We start from the raw sequence: 17,254 nt of genomic DNA on the forward strand, positions 1-17,254 counted from the left end.
CTCAGGTCACGTCCACCTGAAAAGGGACGTATCTCCTGAAGGGAAGGGCGGATGGCAACCTTCATCGTGCGCCGGGTACTGCAGATGATCCCGGTCTTCTTGGGCACGATCTTCGTTCTTTATCTTGCGGTCTTCGGCCTCGGCGATCCCATCGCCGGCCGCTGCGGCGAGCGACCCTGCCAGCCCGGTTACGTCGCCAAGTTCACCGAGGAGTACAACCTCGACCAGCCGCTGCTGGTCCAGTACGTGCTCTACCTCGGCAAGCTCCTGCAGGGTGACCTCGGCACCAACTTCTACGGCAACGAGGTCGCGCACGAGTTGGCGATCCGGTATCCGACGACGATCACGCTGACCGCGATCGCGATCAGCTGCGAGGTCCTGATCGGCATCACGGCCGGCGTCCTGGCCGGCATCCGCAAGGGACGCTTCCTGGACAACCTGGTCCTGGTCAGCACCCTCTGCGTGATCGCCGTCCCGGTGTTCGTGATCGGCACGATGGCCCAGCTCGTGTTCGGCGTCCGACTCGGCATCTTCCCGGTCACCTCGACCCAGGGAACCCTGTACCAGTTGCTGTTACCCGGTTTCGTGCTCGGCACGTTGTCGGTTGCCTTCGTGTCCCGGCTGACCCGGGCCTCGCTGGTGGAGAACCTCCGTTCCGACTACGTCCGGACCGGAAAGGCCAAGGGCCTGACCAACCGGCGCGTGATCGGCGTGCACACGCTGCGCAACTCGCTGATCCCGGTGGTGACCTTCGTCGGCACCGACATCGGCACCCTGATGGGCGGCGCGGTGGTCACCGAGCGGATCTTCAACATCAACGGCATCGGCGGCTTCATCTTCCGCAGCGTCAACCAGAAGGACGGCGTCTCGGTGGTCGGTGCGGTGGTGGTGCTGGTGCTGGTGTACCTGCTGATGAACCTGATCGTGGACATCCTGTACGGGGTGCTCGACCCGAGGATCGGTCATGGCTGAACCGACGACCATCCCGTTGATCTCACCGCAGCAGGCGGAGCAGGTCGGCGGCAAGCCGGACGGCGGCGGCCAGCAGGCTCGTTCGCTCTGGTCCGACGCCTGGCGCGAACTGCGCGGCAACCCGATCTTCTGGATCTCGGCCGGCCTGATCGTGATCATCCTGCTGATGGCGATCGTGCCGCAGCTGTTCACCCAGACCGACCCGAACTTCGCCGACCTGCGCCGGGCCCGGGAGGCCCCGTCGTTCGACAAGGCCTGGTTCGGCATGGATTCACAGGGGTACGACGTCTACGCCCGGACCATCCACGGCGCGCGCTCGTCCTTGATCGTCGGCCTGTTGACCACCCTGCTGACCGTGATCATCGGCGGCGGCCTGGGCACTCTCGGCGCCTACCTGGGCGGCTGGGTGGATGCGGTGCTGTCCCGGATCGGGGAGATCTTCTTCGCCATCCCGTTGATCTTGGGCGGCCTGCTGTTCCTCTACCAGTTCCCCAACCACGCAGGAGATCCGTACCTGCAGCTGGTCGGCAAGGTGGTCCTGGTGATGACCTTGATCAGCTGGCCGCAGACGGCCCGGGTGATGCGCTCCAGCGTGCTCCAGGTCAAACCGAACGACTACGTCCAGGCGGCCCGCGCGCTGGGTGCCAGCCCGGCCCGGTTGATCTTCCAGCACATCCTGCCGAACGCGGCCGCACCGGTGATCGTCGTCGCGACGATCAACCTCGGCGTCTTCATCGCCACCGAGGGGACGCTGTCGTTCCTCGGCATCGGCCTGCAGCCGCCGGCGATCTCCTGGGGTCAGGCGATCTCCGACGCGTCCGGGATCGGCCTGATCCGGACCGCGCCGCACATGCTGCTGTTCCCGAGCCTGTTCCTGTCGATCACCGTGCTGGCGTTCATCATGCTCGGCGACGCCGTCCGGGACGCTCTCGATCCGAAGCTCCGCTGAGGAGGGGGAGATGACCGAATCCGTTGTGGAGACCCGCGCGGTCGAGGCGGCCCGGAGTTGGGTGCCGACCGACGGGCTGCTGCTCGAAGTTGATCAACTCCAGGTGGAGTTCCGGACCAAGGAAGGCGTCGCCAAGGCGATCAACGGGGTCTCGTTCGACCTCCGCGAGGGCGAGACGCTGGCGATCCTCGGCGAGTCCGGCTCCGGGAAGTCGGTGACCGCGCAGGCGATCATGGGCATCCTGGACTCGCCGCCCGGCTACGTCACCGGCGGTCAGGTGCGCTACTGCGGCACCGACCTGCTGACCCAGGACGAGGAGGTTCGGCGGTCCGTCCGCGGGGCCGAGATCGCGATGGTCTTCCAGGATGCGCTGTCGGCGCTGAACCCGGTCTTCCCGGTCGGCTGGCAGATCGCCGAGATGTTCCGCAAGCACCGCGGGATGAACCGGGCCGACTCGCTGCAGCAGGCGATCCGGCTGATGGAGCGGGTGCAGATCCCGGGAGCCCGGCAACGGGTGAAGGCGTTCCCGCACCAGTTCTCCGGCGGCATGCGGCAGCGGATCATGATCGCGATGTCGATCGCGCTCGACCCGGCGATCCTGATCGCCGACGAGCCGACCACCGCGCTGGACGTCACCGTGCAGGCCCAGATCATGCAGCTGCTCGCCGAGCTGCAGGAAGAACGCAAGATGGGCCTGATCCTGATCACTCATGATCTTGGTGTGGTGGCCGACGTGGCCGACCGGATCGCGGTGATGTACGCCGGCAAGATCGTCGAGTCGGCCGAGGTGTTCGAGCTGTACGCGTCGCCGCGGCACCCGTACACGAAGGGTCTGTTGGAGTCCATCCCGCGGCTGGACCAGAAGGGCCAGGACCTGGCCGCGATCGGCGGGCTGCCGCCCAACCTGATGCACATCCCGGCCGGCTGCGCCTTCAACCCGCGCTGCCGGTACGCCCAGGACATCTGCCGTGCCGATCCGCCGCCGCCGCTGCGCGAACTGGTCGGCGTCGGGCAACGGCCGGGCGTCCCGGGCCGGCTCAGCGCCTGCCACTTCGCCGAAGACCTGGCCGTCGCCGAGCCGACCACCGAGGAGCTGGCCGACACCACCCAGCAGGGGAGGGAACTGCGTTGAGCGACGTGATCCTGCGCGCCGAGGAGCTCTACAAGCACTATCCGATCAAGGCCGGCGTGCTGCGCCGGACGGTCGGCTACGTGAAGGCCGTGGACGGCGTCTCGTTCGAGCTGCACAAGGGCGAGACCCTCGGCATCGTCGGCGAGTCCGGCTGCGGCAAGTCGACGCTGGCCCGGCTGCTGGTCGGTCTTGAGGAGCCGTTCCGGAGCCACCCGGGCAGCGGCAAGGCCAGCCCCGGCCGGCTGCTGTACGACGACGTCGACGTCACCAAGCTGTCCGGCGCGGCTTGGCGACGGGCCCGCCGCGACATCCAGATGATCTTCCAGGACCCGTACACGTCGCTGAACCCGCGCAAGACCGTCGGCGACATCGTGGCCGAGCCGTTCCACATCCATCCCGACGTGGTGCCGGCCTCGCAGCGTCGAGCCAAGGTGCAGGAGCTGCTCGACCTGGTCGGCCTCAACCCGGAGCACATCAACCGCTACCCGCACCAGTTCTCCGGCGGCCAGCGGCAGCGGATCGGGATCGCCCGCGGCCTCGCCCTGAACCCGAAGATCCTGGTCTGCGACGAGCCGGTGTCGGCGCTGGACGTCTCGGTGCAGGCGCAGGTGGTGAACCTGCTGGAGCGGCTGCAGTCCGAGCTCGGGCTGGCCTACATCTTCATCGCCCACGACCTGTCCGTGGTCCGGCACATCTCGGACCGGGTCGGCGTGATGTACCTCGGCACCATGGCCGAGCTCGGCGACGAGGATCAGATCTACTCCCGGCCCACGCACCCGTACACGCAGGCGTTGTTGTCCGCGGTCCCGGTGCCGGACCCGACCCTGCGCAACAGCCGCGACCAGATCGTGCTGACCGGCGACGTCCCGAGCCCGGCCAACCCGCCGGCCGGCTGCCGGTTCCACACCCGCTGCTGGCGGGCCCAGGACCGCTGCTCGGTCGAGCAACCGCAACTGGTGCTCCGCCCCGACGGCGCCGGCGAACACGCCTCCGCCTGCCACTTCGCCGAGGTCCGCGAGGTCGTCTAGGCCGAACGGTGCCAGGGACCCATCCGCTCGACCTGTCCGGTCGGCGTGTTCGCCTGTGCGAGTTCGCCGCCGATGACCTCGACGCGGTCGTCGCCGTCGTCGGCGACGACCGCGTGACGACGTTCCTGTCGTTCGACAGCAGGACGCGGGAACAGGCCGAGGCGATGCTCGCCGGCGTCATCGAGCGCGCCAGGCACGAGCCCCGGACCGAGTTCTACCTTGCGGTCGAGGCCCTGTCCGGTCCGCCGCTGGTGGAGTTCGTTCGTCAGGCTCGCGTTCAGCGGGGGTCCGGGCCGCGAAGGTCGGCTCGGCGATCCACGCCGACCACTGGGGCAACGGCTATTGCGACGGACGCCCTGCGGCCCACTCCCCAACCGTCGGGTTTGTCGACAAGCCCACGCAGATCGTCGGTCTCGGCGTCGGGTTGTCGACAACCCGACGCGTCCCGCAACGGAAGTGGGATGATCGGGCGATGACCATCGACGCGCCGCCGATCCGCGAGCGGATGCTGGCGTCGGCGCTGACGGTGCTGGCGGCGGAGGGGCAGTCGGCGGTGACGGCTCGGCGGCTGGCGGCTGAGACCGGGGTGTCGACGATGGCGGTCTACACCCACTTCGGCGGGATGGACGGGGTCTGGCGGGAGGTGCTGGCCGAGGGGTGCCGGCGGCTGGTCGCGGGGTTCGACGAGGTTGGGGTGACCTCCGATCCGGTGGCGGACGTGGCCGCGTTCGGCGCGGTGTACGTGCGCGCCGGGCTGACCGAGCCGGAACTCTACCGGGCGATGTTCGCCGATCCGCGGCTGAGCGAGATCACCGACGTGCTGGCCGACGAGGCCCTGGACCGGCTGGTCGGGGCGGTCGGGCGGTGCGTCGGGGTGCGGCTCGATGATCTTGACGAGCCGACGGTGACCGGCGTCGCGTACCAGTTCTGGATCCTCTGGCACGGTGCCGTCAGCCTCGCCCTGGTGGGGATGCTCAGGCCCAAGCAGGTCCGGCGTACGGTGACCGAAGGCATGATCGGGCTCTGCACCGGGCACGGCGACACCCCGGAGCGGGCCGCGCGGTCGGTGCGCCGCGGTCTGCGCGGACTCGCCGACCTGGCCTGACAGAAAGGCCGCTTACACTCTGGCCCATGCCGGTGAGCCCTCTGCGCGTCGTCAAGATCGTTTCGTCCTTCCTGATGTTCGCGGTGGTGAGCGTGGTCGCCGGAGTCCTGGTGGCCGGGCTGTTCGTCCCGCTGGCCGGGTTGTCCGGGGCGACCGGCCAGGCTGCGGCCGGCCAGTTGGAGGACCTGCCGGCCGAACTCGAGACGCCGCCGCAGGCCCAGCGATCGACCGTGCTGCTGGGCAACGGCGAGGTGCTGACCCACTTCTACGACCAGAACCGGATCTACATCGAGCTGGACGACATGGCGCCGGAGATGATCACCGCGCTGCTGGCGATCGAGGACCACCGGTTCTACGAGCACGGCGCGCTGGACTTGACCGGCACACTGCGGGCCCTGCTGCGCAACTCGTCCGGCAGCAGCACCCAGGGCGGCTCCTCGATCAGCCAGCAGTACGTGAAGATGGTGCTGCTCGAGGCCTGCGACCTTGATCAACAGTGCATCGCCGACGTGATCAGATCGGACGGCCCGGAGGGCTATCAGCGCAAGATCAAGGAGCTGCGGTACGCCCTCGCGCTGGAGCAGAAGTTCAGCAAGGACGAGATCCTGGAGCGCTATCTCAACATCGCCTACTTCGGCAACGGCGTGTACGGCGTCGAGGCCGCGGCCAGCTACTACTTCTCCACCACGGCAGCGAAGCTGACCCTGCCGCAGGCCGCGCTGCTGGCCGGGCTGGTCCGCGACCCGAACCAGCTGAATCCGATCAAGAGCAAGGACGCGGCCCTGCAGCGGCGCGACGTGGTGATCAACCGGATGGCCGAGCTGGGCATGATCACGCCCGCCGCGGCCGACCGCGCCAAGCAGCAGGGCTACGACCTGCGCGACGTCCGCCCGGTCCGGAACGGCTGCCAGGACTCGGACTACCCGTTCATCTGCGACTACGTACGGCGGACGCTGCTGCAGCTGCCCAGCCTGGGTGCGACGCCCGAGGAGCGCGAGCAGACCCTGAACCGCGGCGGGCTGACGATCAGGACCGCGATCGACCCGGGCACCCAGGACCTGGCCCAACGCCAGTTGGAGCAGGTGGTCGGGCCGAAGGACTCGGTGATCGCGACGATGAACATGATCCAGCCCGGTACCGGTTTGATCTTGGCGATGGCGCAGAGCCGGCCGGTGATGGGCGACGACACCAAGCAGGGCGAGACCTACTACAACTACTCGGCCACCCCGGCCATGGGCGGCGCCGAAGGTTTCCAGGCCGGATCCACCTTCAAGGCGTTCACCGCGGCCGCCGCTCTGGCGCAGGGCATCCCGCTGAGCAAGACGTACGACGCGCAGCCGCGGATGGACTTCACCGGCCGCCGCTTCGACTCCTGTTCCGGGCCGGTCGAGACCGGCCGGTTCCCGGTGAAGAACTCGACCGCGGCCAAGGGCGTGATGGACATGCGGCGGGCCGCCGAGCAGTCGACGAACACGTACTTCGTCCAACTGGCGCTGCAGGTCGGGATGTGCGACATCGTCGAGCTGACCGAGAAGCTCGGCATGGAGAGCAGTACCAAGGACCTGCCGATCAGTGCCTACGACACGATGCCGTCGTTCACGCTCGGCACCGCCGAGGTCGCTCCGATGAAGGTCGCCGAGGCGTACGCGACGTTCGCGGCCCGGGGCGTGCACTGCGACCCGATCGTGCTCCGCCAGGTGACCACCGCCGGCGGCAAGGACCTGGCGGTGCCGGACGGCAACTGCCGCCGGGTGCTCCCGGCCGAGGTCGCCGACGCGATGAACGAACTGCTGTCGGGCGTGATGAGCGACGGCACCGGCCGGCCCGCCCGGCTGGACGGCGGTCGTCCGCAGGCCGGCAAGACCGGCACCACCGACGACAACTACACGGTCTCCTTCGCCGGCTACACGCCCGAGGCGGCCGGCGTGGCCATGATCGCGATCGACAACCGGAAGGTCCCGTTCCGGAAGGGCGCGAAGCCGTACCGGAGCAAGGGCGTGCTCGGCTACGAGACCGACACCGGGGTGGTGCTGGAGGGCAGCGGCGGCGGCGACGCGGGCCGCCTGATCTGGAAGCCGACGATGGAGCGCTACCTGGACGGCAAGCCGGAGACGGACTTCGTGGCGCCGCCGCGGGAGCTCGAGGCCGGGGCCCTGGTGGACCTGCCCGACCTCACCGGGCTGAGCATCGCGGCGGCGGTCGAGCGGCTCGAGGAGGCGGGCTTCACCGTCCGCCAGATCCGGCGGCACAGCGAGACCGTACCGGCGGGTGAGGTGATCGGCTTCAGCCAGACCGGCGGTCAAGCCCGACAGTTCAGCACGATCGATCTGTACGTGTCGGACGGGCCGGCGCCGGCCGAGCCTACCGATCCGCCGCCGGGCGACCGCTGAGAAGGCGGGCGAGTTCGCGGATCCGCTGTACCGGCAGGAATCCGGTGCCCTCGCCCGAGTTGATCATGACACCGCCGTCCGCGAGCGGGAGCAGGCGCGCTGCGAACCCGTCCGGCAGGCCGGCCGCCGTCGCCGCGGAGAGGTAGCTCAGGTAGCCGAGCTTGGGCGTCGGGGTCCCCACGGGCTGCACGTCGGCCAGCTCTCGCAGGAGCGGGTGCGAGGTCACCGCCGCCCAGTCCGGCTCCCAGGCCGAGACGAGCCGGCGCAGGATCCGGCCGGCCGGTGCGGCCGCAGCGTCGCCGTACCAACCGAGCACGAAGCCGTTCCGGACCCTCGGCGAGGGGGAGGAACCGCCGACGTTCATGGTGAGCGAGAGCCGGCCGAACCGTCGGCTGTCGGCGTCGTAGGCCTGGGTGATCCCCAGGTGCGGGGCATCGGTGTTGCGGCGGAAGGCGTCGGCGATCAACGAGCCGAGCGTCCCCGACTCCACCAGCGACCGGCCCGGGAGTTCGTGCGAGGACCACGGGACGCGTTCCTCGAGGTCGTCGTCCAGACCGGTCAGGAAGGCGAGGAGCCGGCCGGTGATCCGCTCCGGCGGCTCCGGCCGCGGGCCCCAGAACCCGCGCGCGATCAACGACTCGGCCACGCCTTCAGCCGATCAGGCCGTGCCGGGCGGAGTCGATCAGGTCGCTCAGCGGCCGGGGCGAGCCGTAGCCGAAGGAGAGCCGGAGCGGCTGGGTCGGGGTGCTCGCCGCGGCGGCCTCGGTCCAGGTGCCGCGGCGGGGTTGCTGTTCGCCGTAGCCGGTCGCTCCGAACACCGGGCTCACCTTAGTGGCCGCGCTTGTCGGCGGGGCGTGCCAGGCTGACCACCATGGGGTACGAGGAGCTGCCGGTCACCGAATGTCTGCGGGGGACCGACGCCGAGATGCTGGGTTTCGCGCTGGACCGGGCCCGCAAGGAGTTCGCCTGGAAGACGGGCGGGCTGGACGCCGCGCAGCTCCGGCACCGGCACCAGCCGTCGACGATGACGCTGGCCGGGCTGATCAAGCATCTGGCCTTCGTCGAGGACGGGTTCACCGCGACCGCGCAGGGCCGTCCGCTGCCGCCGCCGTGGGACGAGCGGGACTGGGTGGCCAACGACGACTGGGGCTGGCAGTCGGCGATCACCGACGAGCCGGACCAACTCTACGCGCTGTGGTACGGAGCGGTCGCCCGATCCCGCGCGGCCTGGGCCGAGCTGGCCGCCGACGGCGGGCTGGACGTGATCGTCGCCGACCCGGACCCGGCCTGGTCGCGGAACCGGCGTCGGATCCTGGTCGACCTGCTCGAGGAGAACCTGATCCATCTCGGTCATGTCGACCTGCTCCGGGAGGCGGTCGACGGGCGGCGCGGTCACGGCTGGCCCGATTCCTGAGCGAGGTTGTAACGCCGCCGTGCCTGCCCGCGTAGAGAGGGTGACGGCGGCCGGACCGGCCGCCGGGGCGGAACGGGTGCGAGGAGAACGATGGCACGCAGACGCGACTTCGGTGACTGGGCGACCGAGAACACGGCGCCGCTGTTCCGGCGGGCCCTGCTGCTGACCGGGGACTGGCACCGCGCCGAGGACCTGGTGCAGGAGACCCTGGCCAAGCTGTACGTCAGCTGGGCCCGGGTGGACCTGGACCGGAACGCGACCGGGTATGCGATGCGGACCCTGTTCCACGTCTTCGTCTCGGACCGGCGGCGCCGGCCGACGGAGGTGGCGCTCGTCGATGTCGTACCGGAGCAGCAGCAGCCGGACCGCGATCACGACCTGCGACTCGACCTGGCCCGAACCCTGGCCGCGCTCAGTCCGCAGGAGCGGTTCGTCGTGGTCACGCGCTATCTGGACGACCTCAGTGTGGAGGAGGTCGCCCGGATGCTGGGTCGCACCCGGTCCTGGGTGCGCACCACCAGCCACCGCGCACTGCGCCGGATCCAGGCCGCCCCCAGCCCCCTGACCAGCTCGCTGCTCGCCTGACCGAGGAGAACGATCATGGAAACCCGAGACCTGCAGACCCTGCTGCGAGCCGCCGACCGGACCGACCGGCCGGCCCCGGTGGACAGCCTGGTGGAGGAGGGCGTCCGGCGCGGCCGGCGCCGGCTCCGCGACCGCCGGCTGACCGCGCTCGGCGCGGTCGGTGCGACCCTGGTTGCCGCCGGCGCCGTCGTCGCCTTCAGCCTGCCGGGTGGTACCGGCGGCGGCGTCACCGTCGCCCCGGCCGGCACCCCGAGCGCGTCTCGCAGCATCGAACCGACCAAGGCCGCCGGCCGGCTGCCGACCACGGCCGAGCTACAGAAGGTGATCAAGGCCGAGCTGCCCGAGGGCCTGACGCTGCGCAAGCCGGACGGCGAGGACGGCATGGTCGTGTACCACCTCGGCGACAAGGACGGCTATGCCTGGTCCGGCGCCGGCGTGCAGCGGATGGACTGGTTCGGGCCGGTGCCCTGCACCGAGGCCCAGGGCTGCACGGTGACCGAGGTCGAGGGCGGCGAGGTGCAGATCAGTCGCGACAAGGAGAAGGTCGGCGACGGGACCTGGTACACCTTCGTCCGCGACGACGGCGCCGCGGTCTGGTTCGGTCAGCGCAACGCCTTCGAGGGCAACGGGCCGGTGACCCGGGAGACGCTGCCGCTGACCGACCAGGAGGCGATCGCCCTGGTCACCTCCGACGCCTGGACCGTCTGGCTGGACCGGCTGCCGGCCGAGCCACCGCAGCAGGATCCGGCGACCGAGAAGGCGGCGAAGGAGAAGGCAGCGAAGGAGAAGCGGGCCGCCCGGTAGCCGCCCCGCCCGACTGTCAGTCGCTTCTGCAAAACTAGTGAACGTGACTGATCGACGACTGCTGCTGGTTCACGCCCATCCCGACGACGAGACGCTGGGCACCGGCGTCACCATGGCGAAGTACGCCGCTGAGGGGGCCAAGGTCACGCTGGTGACCTGCACCCTCGGCGAGGAGGGCGAAGTCCTGGTCGACTCGCTCGGGCACCTCGCGGCCGGCCGGGAGGACCGCCTCGGCGAGCACCGGATCGGCGAGCTGGATGCCGCCATGGAGGCCCTCGGGGTGACCGACTACGTGCGCCTCGGCGGCGACGGGCACTACCGGGATTCGGGGATGTTGTGGGACGAGAACGGCCACGCCACCGCGCGGACGGAGTTGCGCGACGGCATCTTCTGGTCGGCCGACCTGCTCGAGGCGGCGGACCTGCTGGTGCCGATCATCCGGGACCGCAAGCCGCAGGTGCTGGTCTGCTACGACGAGTTCGGCGGGTACGGGCATCCGGACCACGTCCAGGCCCACCGGGTCGCCATGTATGCGTACGTTCTCGCGGGGGTGCCCAGCTACCGGCCGGACCTCGGCGAGGCGTGGCAGGTGGAGCGGGTGCTCTGGTCGGCGATGAGCGCGCGCCGGATGCGGGAGCGGATCGCGCAGCTCCGGGCGGCCGGCGACACCGAGACCTGGAAGGAGTTCGAGACCGCCGAGACGCCCAAGATGGTCAGCCCGGACGAGGCGATCGCGGTCGAGATCGACGGCACGGACTACGTCGACCGCAAGCATGCCGCCATGAAGGCGCACGCGACTCAGATCAACCTGGACGATCCGTTCTTCACGCTCGGTGGCACGTTCGGCAGCGAGGTCTGGTCACGCGAGCATTTCCGGCTCGCCGCGGGGAAACCGTTCCCGGGCACGGGCTGGGCCGACGACCTCTTCGCCGGACTCTCCTAGCTTCGGTTGCGGGCTGGTCTCGATTCGGCGCCGGGACCCGGAAATCGCCAGGATGCAAAGGATCTGTCCCGTACTATGCTGACCGCCCGTACTGACTTCTCGGGGGCCAGCTGTGGCCAGTCCCGACCTCCCGAGGCGAGGTTTACCTCTTGACCAGCACCATTCCGACCGGCCCCGACGACACCCTCGTCGCCACGAAGAAACCGAAGAAGCGGATCCGGCCGGCCGCGGTGATCGGCGCCGTGATCGGTGCGATCGTGGTGGCCGCCGGCATTCTGTACGCGATCGGCTACTTCATGGCCGGCGACAACCTGCCGCGCAACGCGTCGATCGCCGGGGTGGCGATCGGCGGGCTGACCCATGCCGAGGCGACCGAGAAGCTGCGGACGGAGTTCGCTCCGGTGGCCGAGCGCCCGATCCCGGTGACGTTGGGGGCCTCCGACGAGCCGGTGCAGGACGAAATCGACCCCGTCGTGGCCGGACTGACCGTCGACTACGAGCAGAGCGTGACCAACGCCGGCGTCGGCCGCAGCCTCGATCCGCGCCGGATCTGGCTGGTGCTGACCGGCGGCGCGGCGATCGACCCGGTCATTCTGGTCGATCAGGACAAGCTGAAGGCAGCCGTGGCCGGGCTGGCCGAGGAGCACAACCGCGAGCCGAAGAACGCCGAGCTGGCGTACGACGACGCCGAGGTGGACCTCAAGCCAGGTCAGTCCGGGATCGCGGTCCTGGACGAAGCGGCCGGACAGCTCGGCCAGGCCTTCACGGAGTCGCGGGGCAACCTCTCCGGCCCGGTCGCGCTGCAGGTCAGCGAGACGTCGCCGGAGATCACCACCGAGGAAGCCGAACAGGTCGCCGAGGAGTACGCCGAGCCGGCCGTCTCCGGCCCGATCACCCTCAAGGCCGGTGCCGCCGGAGAGTTCACCGTGACGCCGGAGATGCTCGCCGAGTCGATCACGTTCTCCACCGAGGGCGGGGAGCTGACCCCGGTGCTCGACGGCAAGAAGCTCGCCGAGGAAGCGGCCAAGGAGATCAAGAAGGTCGAGGCGAAGAAGCCGAAGGACGCCACGGTCAAGATCGTCGACGGCAAGCCGAAGGTGATCCCGGCCGTGAACGGCACCGAGGTCGGCGACGAGGAACTCAAGAAGGCCGTCGAGTCGGTGATCACGAAGTCGGGCGACGAGCGGACCGCGGACGTCGAGCTGACCGGCGCCAAGGCCGAGTTCGACACCAAGGACGCCGAGAAGCTCGGGATCAAGGAGGTGACCGGCGAGTTCACCACCTACTACCCGCACGCGAACTACCGCAACGTCAACATCGGCCGGGCCGCGGAATTGATCAACGGCACTGTTCTGAAGCCCGGCGAGGTGTTCTCGCTGAACGACATCGTCGGCGAGCGGACCCGGGAGAACGGGTTCACCGAGGGCAGCGTGATCTCCGGCGGCGTGTTCAAGGAGGAGTTGGGCGGCGGCGTCTCGCAGAGCGCGACGACGACGTACAACGCCATGTTCTTCGCCGGCCTCGAGGACATCGAGCACAAGCCGCACGGCCTCTACATCAGCCGCTACCCACCCGGCCGGGAGGCCACCGTCTCCTGGGGCTCGATCGACCTCCGGTTCCGCAACAACACCGACTACGGCGTGCTGGTCCAGGCCACCGTGGACAAGTCGAAGAACTACGACGAGAAGGGCTCGATCACCGTCAGGATGTGGTCGACCAAGACCTGGGAGAAGATCACGTCGACCAAGCCGAAGAAGTCCAACTTCACCTGGGGCCGCGAGGTCGAGAACGACTCGCCGAACTGCCAGCCGTCCGAACCGGTCCAGGGCTTCGACGCGACCTATTCCCGGCTCTTCTACAAGAACGGGAAGGTGGCCAAGAAGGAAGACTTCTTCTGGCGCTACAACCCGACCAACAAGGTCACCTGCACCGCCCCCGGCCGCTGACCGGCGGGGTCAGCCGAGGCCGGTCCACAGCACCGACGCCGGCAGACCCCACAGCTTGTCGGTGTACCGGTAGGCGCTCGGCGCCATGCCGAGCACCAGTCCGCCGACGAAACGCCCAGCCATCCGGTCGGCGAACCTGGCCAGATTGGTGAACTGGTCGCCCCGGTACGAGCTCGAACTCTTCACCTCGATCGCGAGCACGGCCCCGTCGGCCCGCTCGAGCACAAGATCGACTTCGAGTCCGTGTCGGTCGCGGAAATGCCACAGCTTGTAGTCGGCCCGGCTCCAGGCCGATTGCGCGAGCAGCTCGGTGGCGATCAGCCCCTCGAAGAGGCCGCCGAGCTGTGCTGCCGGCGGTAGGGCGCCCAGCGTCGTCGTCGTGACGGCAGCCAACCGGGCGGCGATACCGCTGTCGGAGACGACGATCTTCGGCCGGCCGATCTCGCGGGTCGTCGCGTTCGGCGTGAACGGCCGGATCACATCGATCAAGTAGAGCTGCTGCAGCAGGTCGAGGTAGGGCGTGATCGTCGAGGCGGGCAGCGACGCCGCGGAGGCCAGCCGTGCCTTGACCAGCTCGCCCGCCTGATTCGCGGCCAGCAGCCGCAAGACCGATTGGAGTCGAGCTGGTTCGATTCGGCTGAGGTCTGCCGCATCCCGCGTCAGCAATTGCTCAAGGTAGCTGTCGAACCAGAGGTTGCGGACCCGTTCGCTGCCGGATTGTGCCTGGGGGTAGCTCCCCGTGACGATACGGTCGAGGTAGTTCCGTCGCTCACTGCCGACACAGGCCGGCGGGGCCGGCTCAGCGAAGGCGGCGAACAGTTGAGCTGCTGCGTCGATCGGCGTGCCTGCGGCTTCGGCGCCGGAGAAGCCGTACAACCGGACCCCGATCGAGCGACCCGCCAGGCTCTCCCGGGTGGCTCGGTGCCGGAGGACATCGGAGGATCCGGTCAGGATGAATCGACCCGGCCGTCGATCGCGATCGATCGAGGCCTTGACTGCCAGCAGCAGATCCGGCAGCCGTTGAATCTCGTCGATGGCGATGGGGTGCTCGTTGCCGTCGACGATGAACGCCGACGGATCCACCGCGATGGCGTCCCGGGTGGCTTGGTCGTCAAGGGTGTAGCCGACGCCGTTTCCAAGAAGCTGGCTGGTCAGCGTACTTTTGCCGACCTGCCGCGCGCCGTTGATGAAGATCGCCGGCACGGCTGCGAGCAGCTCTCGGCAGAGGGGCTCGATGGCCCGTCGCTTGAGTTCGGCCACGCAGGGACCGTATCACTTCTCGTAGATTTGCCGTCGGAAACTCGTAGGTTTGCCAGCTGAAAGTCATAGTTTTGCCGGGGAAAAGTCGTGGAATCGCCGGGTCAGGGGCGCAGGTAGCGGTAACTGTGGTGGAGCCGGAAGCCCAGTCGCTGGTACGCCTCGTGGGCTGACGCGTTCTCCTGCGCCACCTGCAGGTATGCGTTCCGGGCGCCCTTCGCCCCGGCCCAGTGGACCAGGCCGATCAGCACCGCGGTCGCGAGACCCTGACGGCGGTGGTCGGGGTGGGTCCAGAGGCCGGAGATGCCGAGCCAGCCCCGGCTGACCTGGCCGCGGCCGACACAGACCAGCCGTCCGCCGTCCTCGATCCCGGCCATTCCGGTCGGTGGGCGTCCCTGCAGCAGCGTGCGCAGCAGTTCCGGGTCGGCGTCGTTCGGGCGGTACGCGTGATAGGCGGCCAGCCAGGATTCGGTGAGGGTCTCCTCGATGATCACCCGCGGATCGACCGGCCGCTCGCCGAGGGTGGACAGCCGGTGCACCATGACGTCGGTCGGCAGGTAGGTCTCGGTCCAGCCCAACTCCCGGAATCCCTGCTCCTGCTGGGAATCCGAGATCACCTGGACCATGGGCGGGATCCCGGCGCGGCGGGCGAAGTCGATCACGCGCTCGGCCGCGGCGGGGAAGGGACGGCCCGGGTCGCCGACGGCGAGGCAGGAGTTGGCCCGGCCGGTGAAACCGCCGCCGGACCGCAGCCACCAGTCGCCCAGCGGCTCGGCCTGGGCGACCCAGCCGGCCACCGCGGCCTGCTCGAGCTCCTCGGCCGGGATCCGCAGCGGGTCCGGGCCGCGCGAGATCAGCGGCACCCGTTTGGCCAGGATCACGGTGGCTCGCTCGACCTCGACGGTGCGGTCGTCCCGGGTCCGTACGACCACCGTCGTCGGGTCGGCGGAGACCAGCACGCCGAGCACGTCGGTGGCCGAGCCGTCCGGCAGCCGGTGCCGGATCACCAGCCGGTCACCGGGACCGGCCGGGGGTGTGATGAGTGCGACAGCGTCCACAGAGTGGGGGTCCTTCGCTCCTACGGTCGGAAGGCGAGATACTAGCTGACACCAGGCGACGCACCGGCCCGCCGTCCGCGCCGCCAGCAGCGATATCGAGGAGAAGTCCGTGACGTACGTCATTGCGCAGCCCTGTGTCGATCTGAAGGACCTCGCCTGTGTCGAGGAGTGCCCGGTCGACTGCATCTACGAGGGCAAGCGGATGCTCTACATCCACCCCGACGAATGTGTGGACTGCGGCGCCTGCGAACCGGTCTGCCCGGTCGAGGCGATCTTCTACGAGGACGACACCCCGGAGGAGTGGAAGGACTACTACCAGGCCAACGTCGACTTCTTCGACGACCTGGGCTCGCCGGGTGGCGCGGCCAAGACCGGTCCGATCGACAAGGATCACCCGCTGGTCGCGGCCCTCCCGCCGCAAGAACACGACGAGTGACGGACACCGTGACGTCGGGCGTCGCCGGACTGCCCGACTTCCCCTGGGACAGCCTGGACGGGGCCCGGAAGCTGGCCGCCGCGCACCCGGACGGTCTGGTCGATCTCTCCGTCGGCACGCCGGTCGACCCGGTGCCGGCGATTGCGCAACAGGCGCTGGCCGAGGCGGCGAACAGTCCCGGTTATCCGCTGACCTCGGGCACCGCCGAGCTGCGGGCGGCGATTGCGGACTACCTGTCCCGGCGCTGGTCGGCCGCCGGCCTGGCCGCCGAGGCCACGATGCCGGTGATCGGGACCAAGGAGTTCGTCGCCTGGCTGCCGACGCTGCTCGGGCTCGGCCGCGGCGACACGGTGGTGGTGCCGACGATGGCGTACCCGACCTATGCGGTGGGTGCCCTGATCGCCGGCTGCACCCCGGTGCCCTGTGATGATCTTGAAACGCTCGGTGATCTTCGGCCCGGCCTGGTCTGGCTGAACTCGCCGTCCAACCCGACCGGCCAGATCCTGGACGGTGACGAGCTGGCCCGGCGGGTCGCCTGGGCCCGCGAGCGCGGCGCCGTGGTGGCCTCGGACGAGTGCTACGGCGAGTTCGGCTGGGAGGCCGAGCCCGTGTCGGTGCTGGCGCCGGACATCAGCGGCGGCTCCCATGATCAACTTCTGGCGGTGCACTCGCTGTCCAAACGGTCCAACCTGGCCGGCTACCGGGCCGGTTTCATCGGCGGCGACCAGGACCTGGTGACCCGCCTGCTGGCCGTACGCAAGCACGCCGGCATGATCGTTCCGCGGCCGGTGCAGCAGGCCATGATCACGCTGCTGGCCGACGATGATCACGTACGGGAGCAGCGGGACAGCTACCTCGCTCGGCGGGCCACCCTCCGCCCGGCCCTGGAGCGCGCCGGGTTCCGGATCGAGCACTCCGAGGGCTCGATCTACCTCTGGGCCACCCGCGACGAACCGGGCCGCACCACGATCGACTTCCTGGCCGAGCGCGGCATCCTGGCCGCCCCCGGCGACTTCTACGGCGAGGCCGCCGAACGCCACGTCCGGATCGCCCTGACCGCCACCGACGAACGCATCGCCTCCGCCGCCGCCCGACTCTGACCCCTCCCCAAGAAACTCCGCCGACCGGTCACCAAAGCAGGTGTTCTGTCGGCGTGTCGCTGCAGAAGTGACGTGTCGGCGGGGCGGTGGGTGACGGAGTGATCACGACGGCAAGGCAGCCAGCAGCGTCGAACC

Annotated in this window: 18 protein-coding genes; 13 read left to right on the forward strand and 5 right to left on the reverse strand. The window is 69.5% G+C overall.

Annotated elements, in window-relative coordinates; translation table 11 throughout:
* Positions 1-51 precede the first annotated feature (51 nt).
* The 4 genes from AC6CCG_RS33270 to AC6CCG_RS33285 are packed head-to-tail and all read left to right on the forward strand — an operon-like array spanning position 52 to position 4,081.
* Positions 52-972 (forward strand): ABC transporter permease, encoded by a 921-nt coding sequence (locus AC6CCG_RS33270; protein WP_496659155.1) that lies wholly within the window; start codon positions 52-54, stop codon positions 970-972.
* Positions 965-1,921, forward strand: a complete 957-nt coding sequence (locus AC6CCG_RS33275; protein ID WP_496659156.1) for an ABC transporter permease — start codon at positions 965-967, stop codon at positions 1,919-1,921. Before AC6CCG_RS33270 ends, AC6CCG_RS33275 begins: the two co-directional genes overlap by 8 nt.
* A gap of 10 nt (positions 1,922-1,931) precedes the next feature.
* Positions 1,932-3,053 carry an ABC transporter ATP-binding protein gene (locus AC6CCG_RS33280; protein WP_496659157.1) on the forward strand — a complete coding sequence of 374 codons (1,122 nt, stop codon included), beginning with the start codon at positions 1,932-1,934 and terminating at the stop codon, positions 3,051-3,053.
* Positions 3,050-4,081, forward strand: coding sequence for an ABC transporter ATP-binding protein (locus AC6CCG_RS33285; protein WP_496659158.1), 1,032 nt, complete (start codon positions 3,050-3,052; stop codon positions 4,079-4,081). The genes AC6CCG_RS33280 and AC6CCG_RS33285 overlap by 4 nt, the downstream gene beginning before the upstream one ends.
* Here AC6CCG_RS33285 and AC6CCG_RS33290 read toward each other — a convergent pair.
* Positions 4,078-4,278: a hypothetical protein gene (locus AC6CCG_RS33290; protein ID WP_496659159.1), complete on the reverse strand. Its 201-nt coding sequence runs from the start codon at positions 4,276-4,278 to the stop codon at positions 4,078-4,080. The two genes, AC6CCG_RS33285 and AC6CCG_RS33290, sit on opposite strands and share 4 nt — an antisense overlap.
* Positions 4,279-4,553: 275 nt before the next feature.
* Between AC6CCG_RS33290 and AC6CCG_RS33295 the strand changes: the two genes are divergently transcribed.
* Both AC6CCG_RS33295 and AC6CCG_RS33300 read left to right on the forward strand, forming a co-directional pair.
* Positions 4,554-5,186, forward strand: a complete 633-nt coding sequence (locus tag AC6CCG_RS33295) for a TetR/AcrR family transcriptional regulator (protein WP_496659160.1) — start codon at positions 4,554-4,556, stop codon at positions 5,184-5,186.
* Positions 5,187-5,212: 26 nt separating this feature from the next.
* Entirely contained in the window at positions 5,213-7,576 is a 2,364-nt protein-coding gene (locus AC6CCG_RS33300) for a transglycosylase domain-containing protein (protein WP_496659161.1), read from the forward strand.
* Here AC6CCG_RS33300 and AC6CCG_RS33305 read toward each other — a convergent pair.
* Together AC6CCG_RS33305 and AC6CCG_RS33310 are read right to left on the reverse strand one after the other, a co-directional pair.
* A complete protein-coding gene (locus AC6CCG_RS33305) occupies positions 7,548-8,222 on the reverse strand; it encodes a hypothetical protein (RefSeq protein ID WP_496659162.1) in 675 nt (224 codons plus the stop codon). The two genes, AC6CCG_RS33300 and AC6CCG_RS33305, sit on opposite strands and share 29 nt — an antisense overlap.
* A gap of 4 nt (positions 8,223-8,226) precedes the next feature.
* Complete coding sequence (locus AC6CCG_RS33310) at positions 8,227-8,394, reverse strand: hypothetical protein (RefSeq protein WP_496659163.1); 168 nt, start codon at positions 8,392-8,394, stop codon at positions 8,227-8,229.
* Positions 8,395-8,447: 53 nt separating this feature from the next.
* On the opposite strand from AC6CCG_RS33310, the gene AC6CCG_RS33315 reads away from it, so the two are divergent.
* The 5 genes from AC6CCG_RS33315 (at position 8,448) to AC6CCG_RS33335 (ending at position 13,268) form a co-directional block, all read left to right on the forward strand.
* Entirely contained in the window at positions 8,448-8,990 is a 543-nt protein-coding gene (locus AC6CCG_RS33315) for a mycothiol transferase (RefSeq protein ID WP_496659164.1), read from the forward strand.
* A gap of 90 nt (positions 8,991-9,080) precedes the next feature.
* On the forward strand, positions 9,081-9,575 hold the full coding sequence (locus AC6CCG_RS33320) for a sigma-70 family RNA polymerase sigma factor (protein ID WP_496659165.1): 495 nt from the start codon (positions 9,081-9,083) through the stop codon (positions 9,573-9,575).
* Between the two features lie 15 nt (positions 9,576-9,590).
* Positions 9,591-10,379 (forward strand): hypothetical protein, encoded by a 789-nt coding sequence (locus tag AC6CCG_RS33325; RefSeq protein WP_496659166.1) that lies wholly within the window; start codon positions 9,591-9,593, stop codon positions 10,377-10,379.
* A 43-nt stretch (positions 10,380-10,422) separates the two neighbouring features.
* The gene (gene mshB, locus AC6CCG_RS33330; RefSeq protein WP_496659167.1) at positions 10,423-11,322 is read left to right on the forward strand and encodes an N-acetyl-1-D-myo-inositol-2-amino-2-deoxy-alpha-D-glucopyranoside deacetylase; all 900 of its coding nucleotides are present in this window, start codon (positions 10,423-10,425) and stop codon (positions 11,320-11,322) included.
* 149 nt (positions 11,323-11,471) lie between these two features.
* Positions 11,472-13,268 carry a VanW family protein gene (locus tag AC6CCG_RS33335; RefSeq protein WP_496659168.1) on the forward strand — a complete coding sequence of 599 codons (1,797 nt, stop codon included), beginning with the start codon at positions 11,472-11,474 and terminating at the stop codon, positions 13,266-13,268.
* 9 nt (positions 13,269-13,277) lie between these two features.
* Here AC6CCG_RS33335 and AC6CCG_RS33340 read toward each other — a convergent pair whose 3' ends face one another.
* Complete coding sequence (locus AC6CCG_RS33340; RefSeq protein ID WP_496659169.1) at positions 13,278-14,528, reverse strand: ATP-binding protein; 1,251 nt, start codon at positions 14,526-14,528, stop codon at positions 13,278-13,280.
* A gap of 101 nt (positions 14,529-14,629) precedes the next feature.
* Positions 14,630-15,583 carry a GNAT family N-acetyltransferase gene (locus AC6CCG_RS33345; protein ID WP_496659170.1) on the reverse strand — a complete coding sequence of 318 codons (954 nt, stop codon included), beginning with the start codon at positions 15,581-15,583 and terminating at the stop codon, positions 14,630-14,632.
* 109 nt (positions 15,584-15,692) lie between these two features.
* On the opposite strand from AC6CCG_RS33345, the gene fdxA reads away from it, so the two are divergent.
* Positions 15,693-16,019 (forward strand): ferredoxin, encoded by a 327-nt coding sequence (fdxA, locus tag AC6CCG_RS33350; protein ID WP_496659171.1) that lies wholly within the window; start codon positions 15,693-15,695, stop codon positions 16,017-16,019.
* Positions 16,016-17,119, forward strand: a complete 1,104-nt coding sequence (dapC, locus tag AC6CCG_RS33355; RefSeq protein ID WP_496659172.1) for a succinyldiaminopimelate transaminase — start codon at positions 16,016-16,018, stop codon at positions 17,117-17,119. Before fdxA ends, dapC begins: the two co-directional genes overlap by 4 nt.
* Positions 17,120-17,254: the final 135 nt, after the last annotated feature.

It is taken from the genome of Microlunatus sp. YIM B11417 (genome assembly GCF_059617205.1).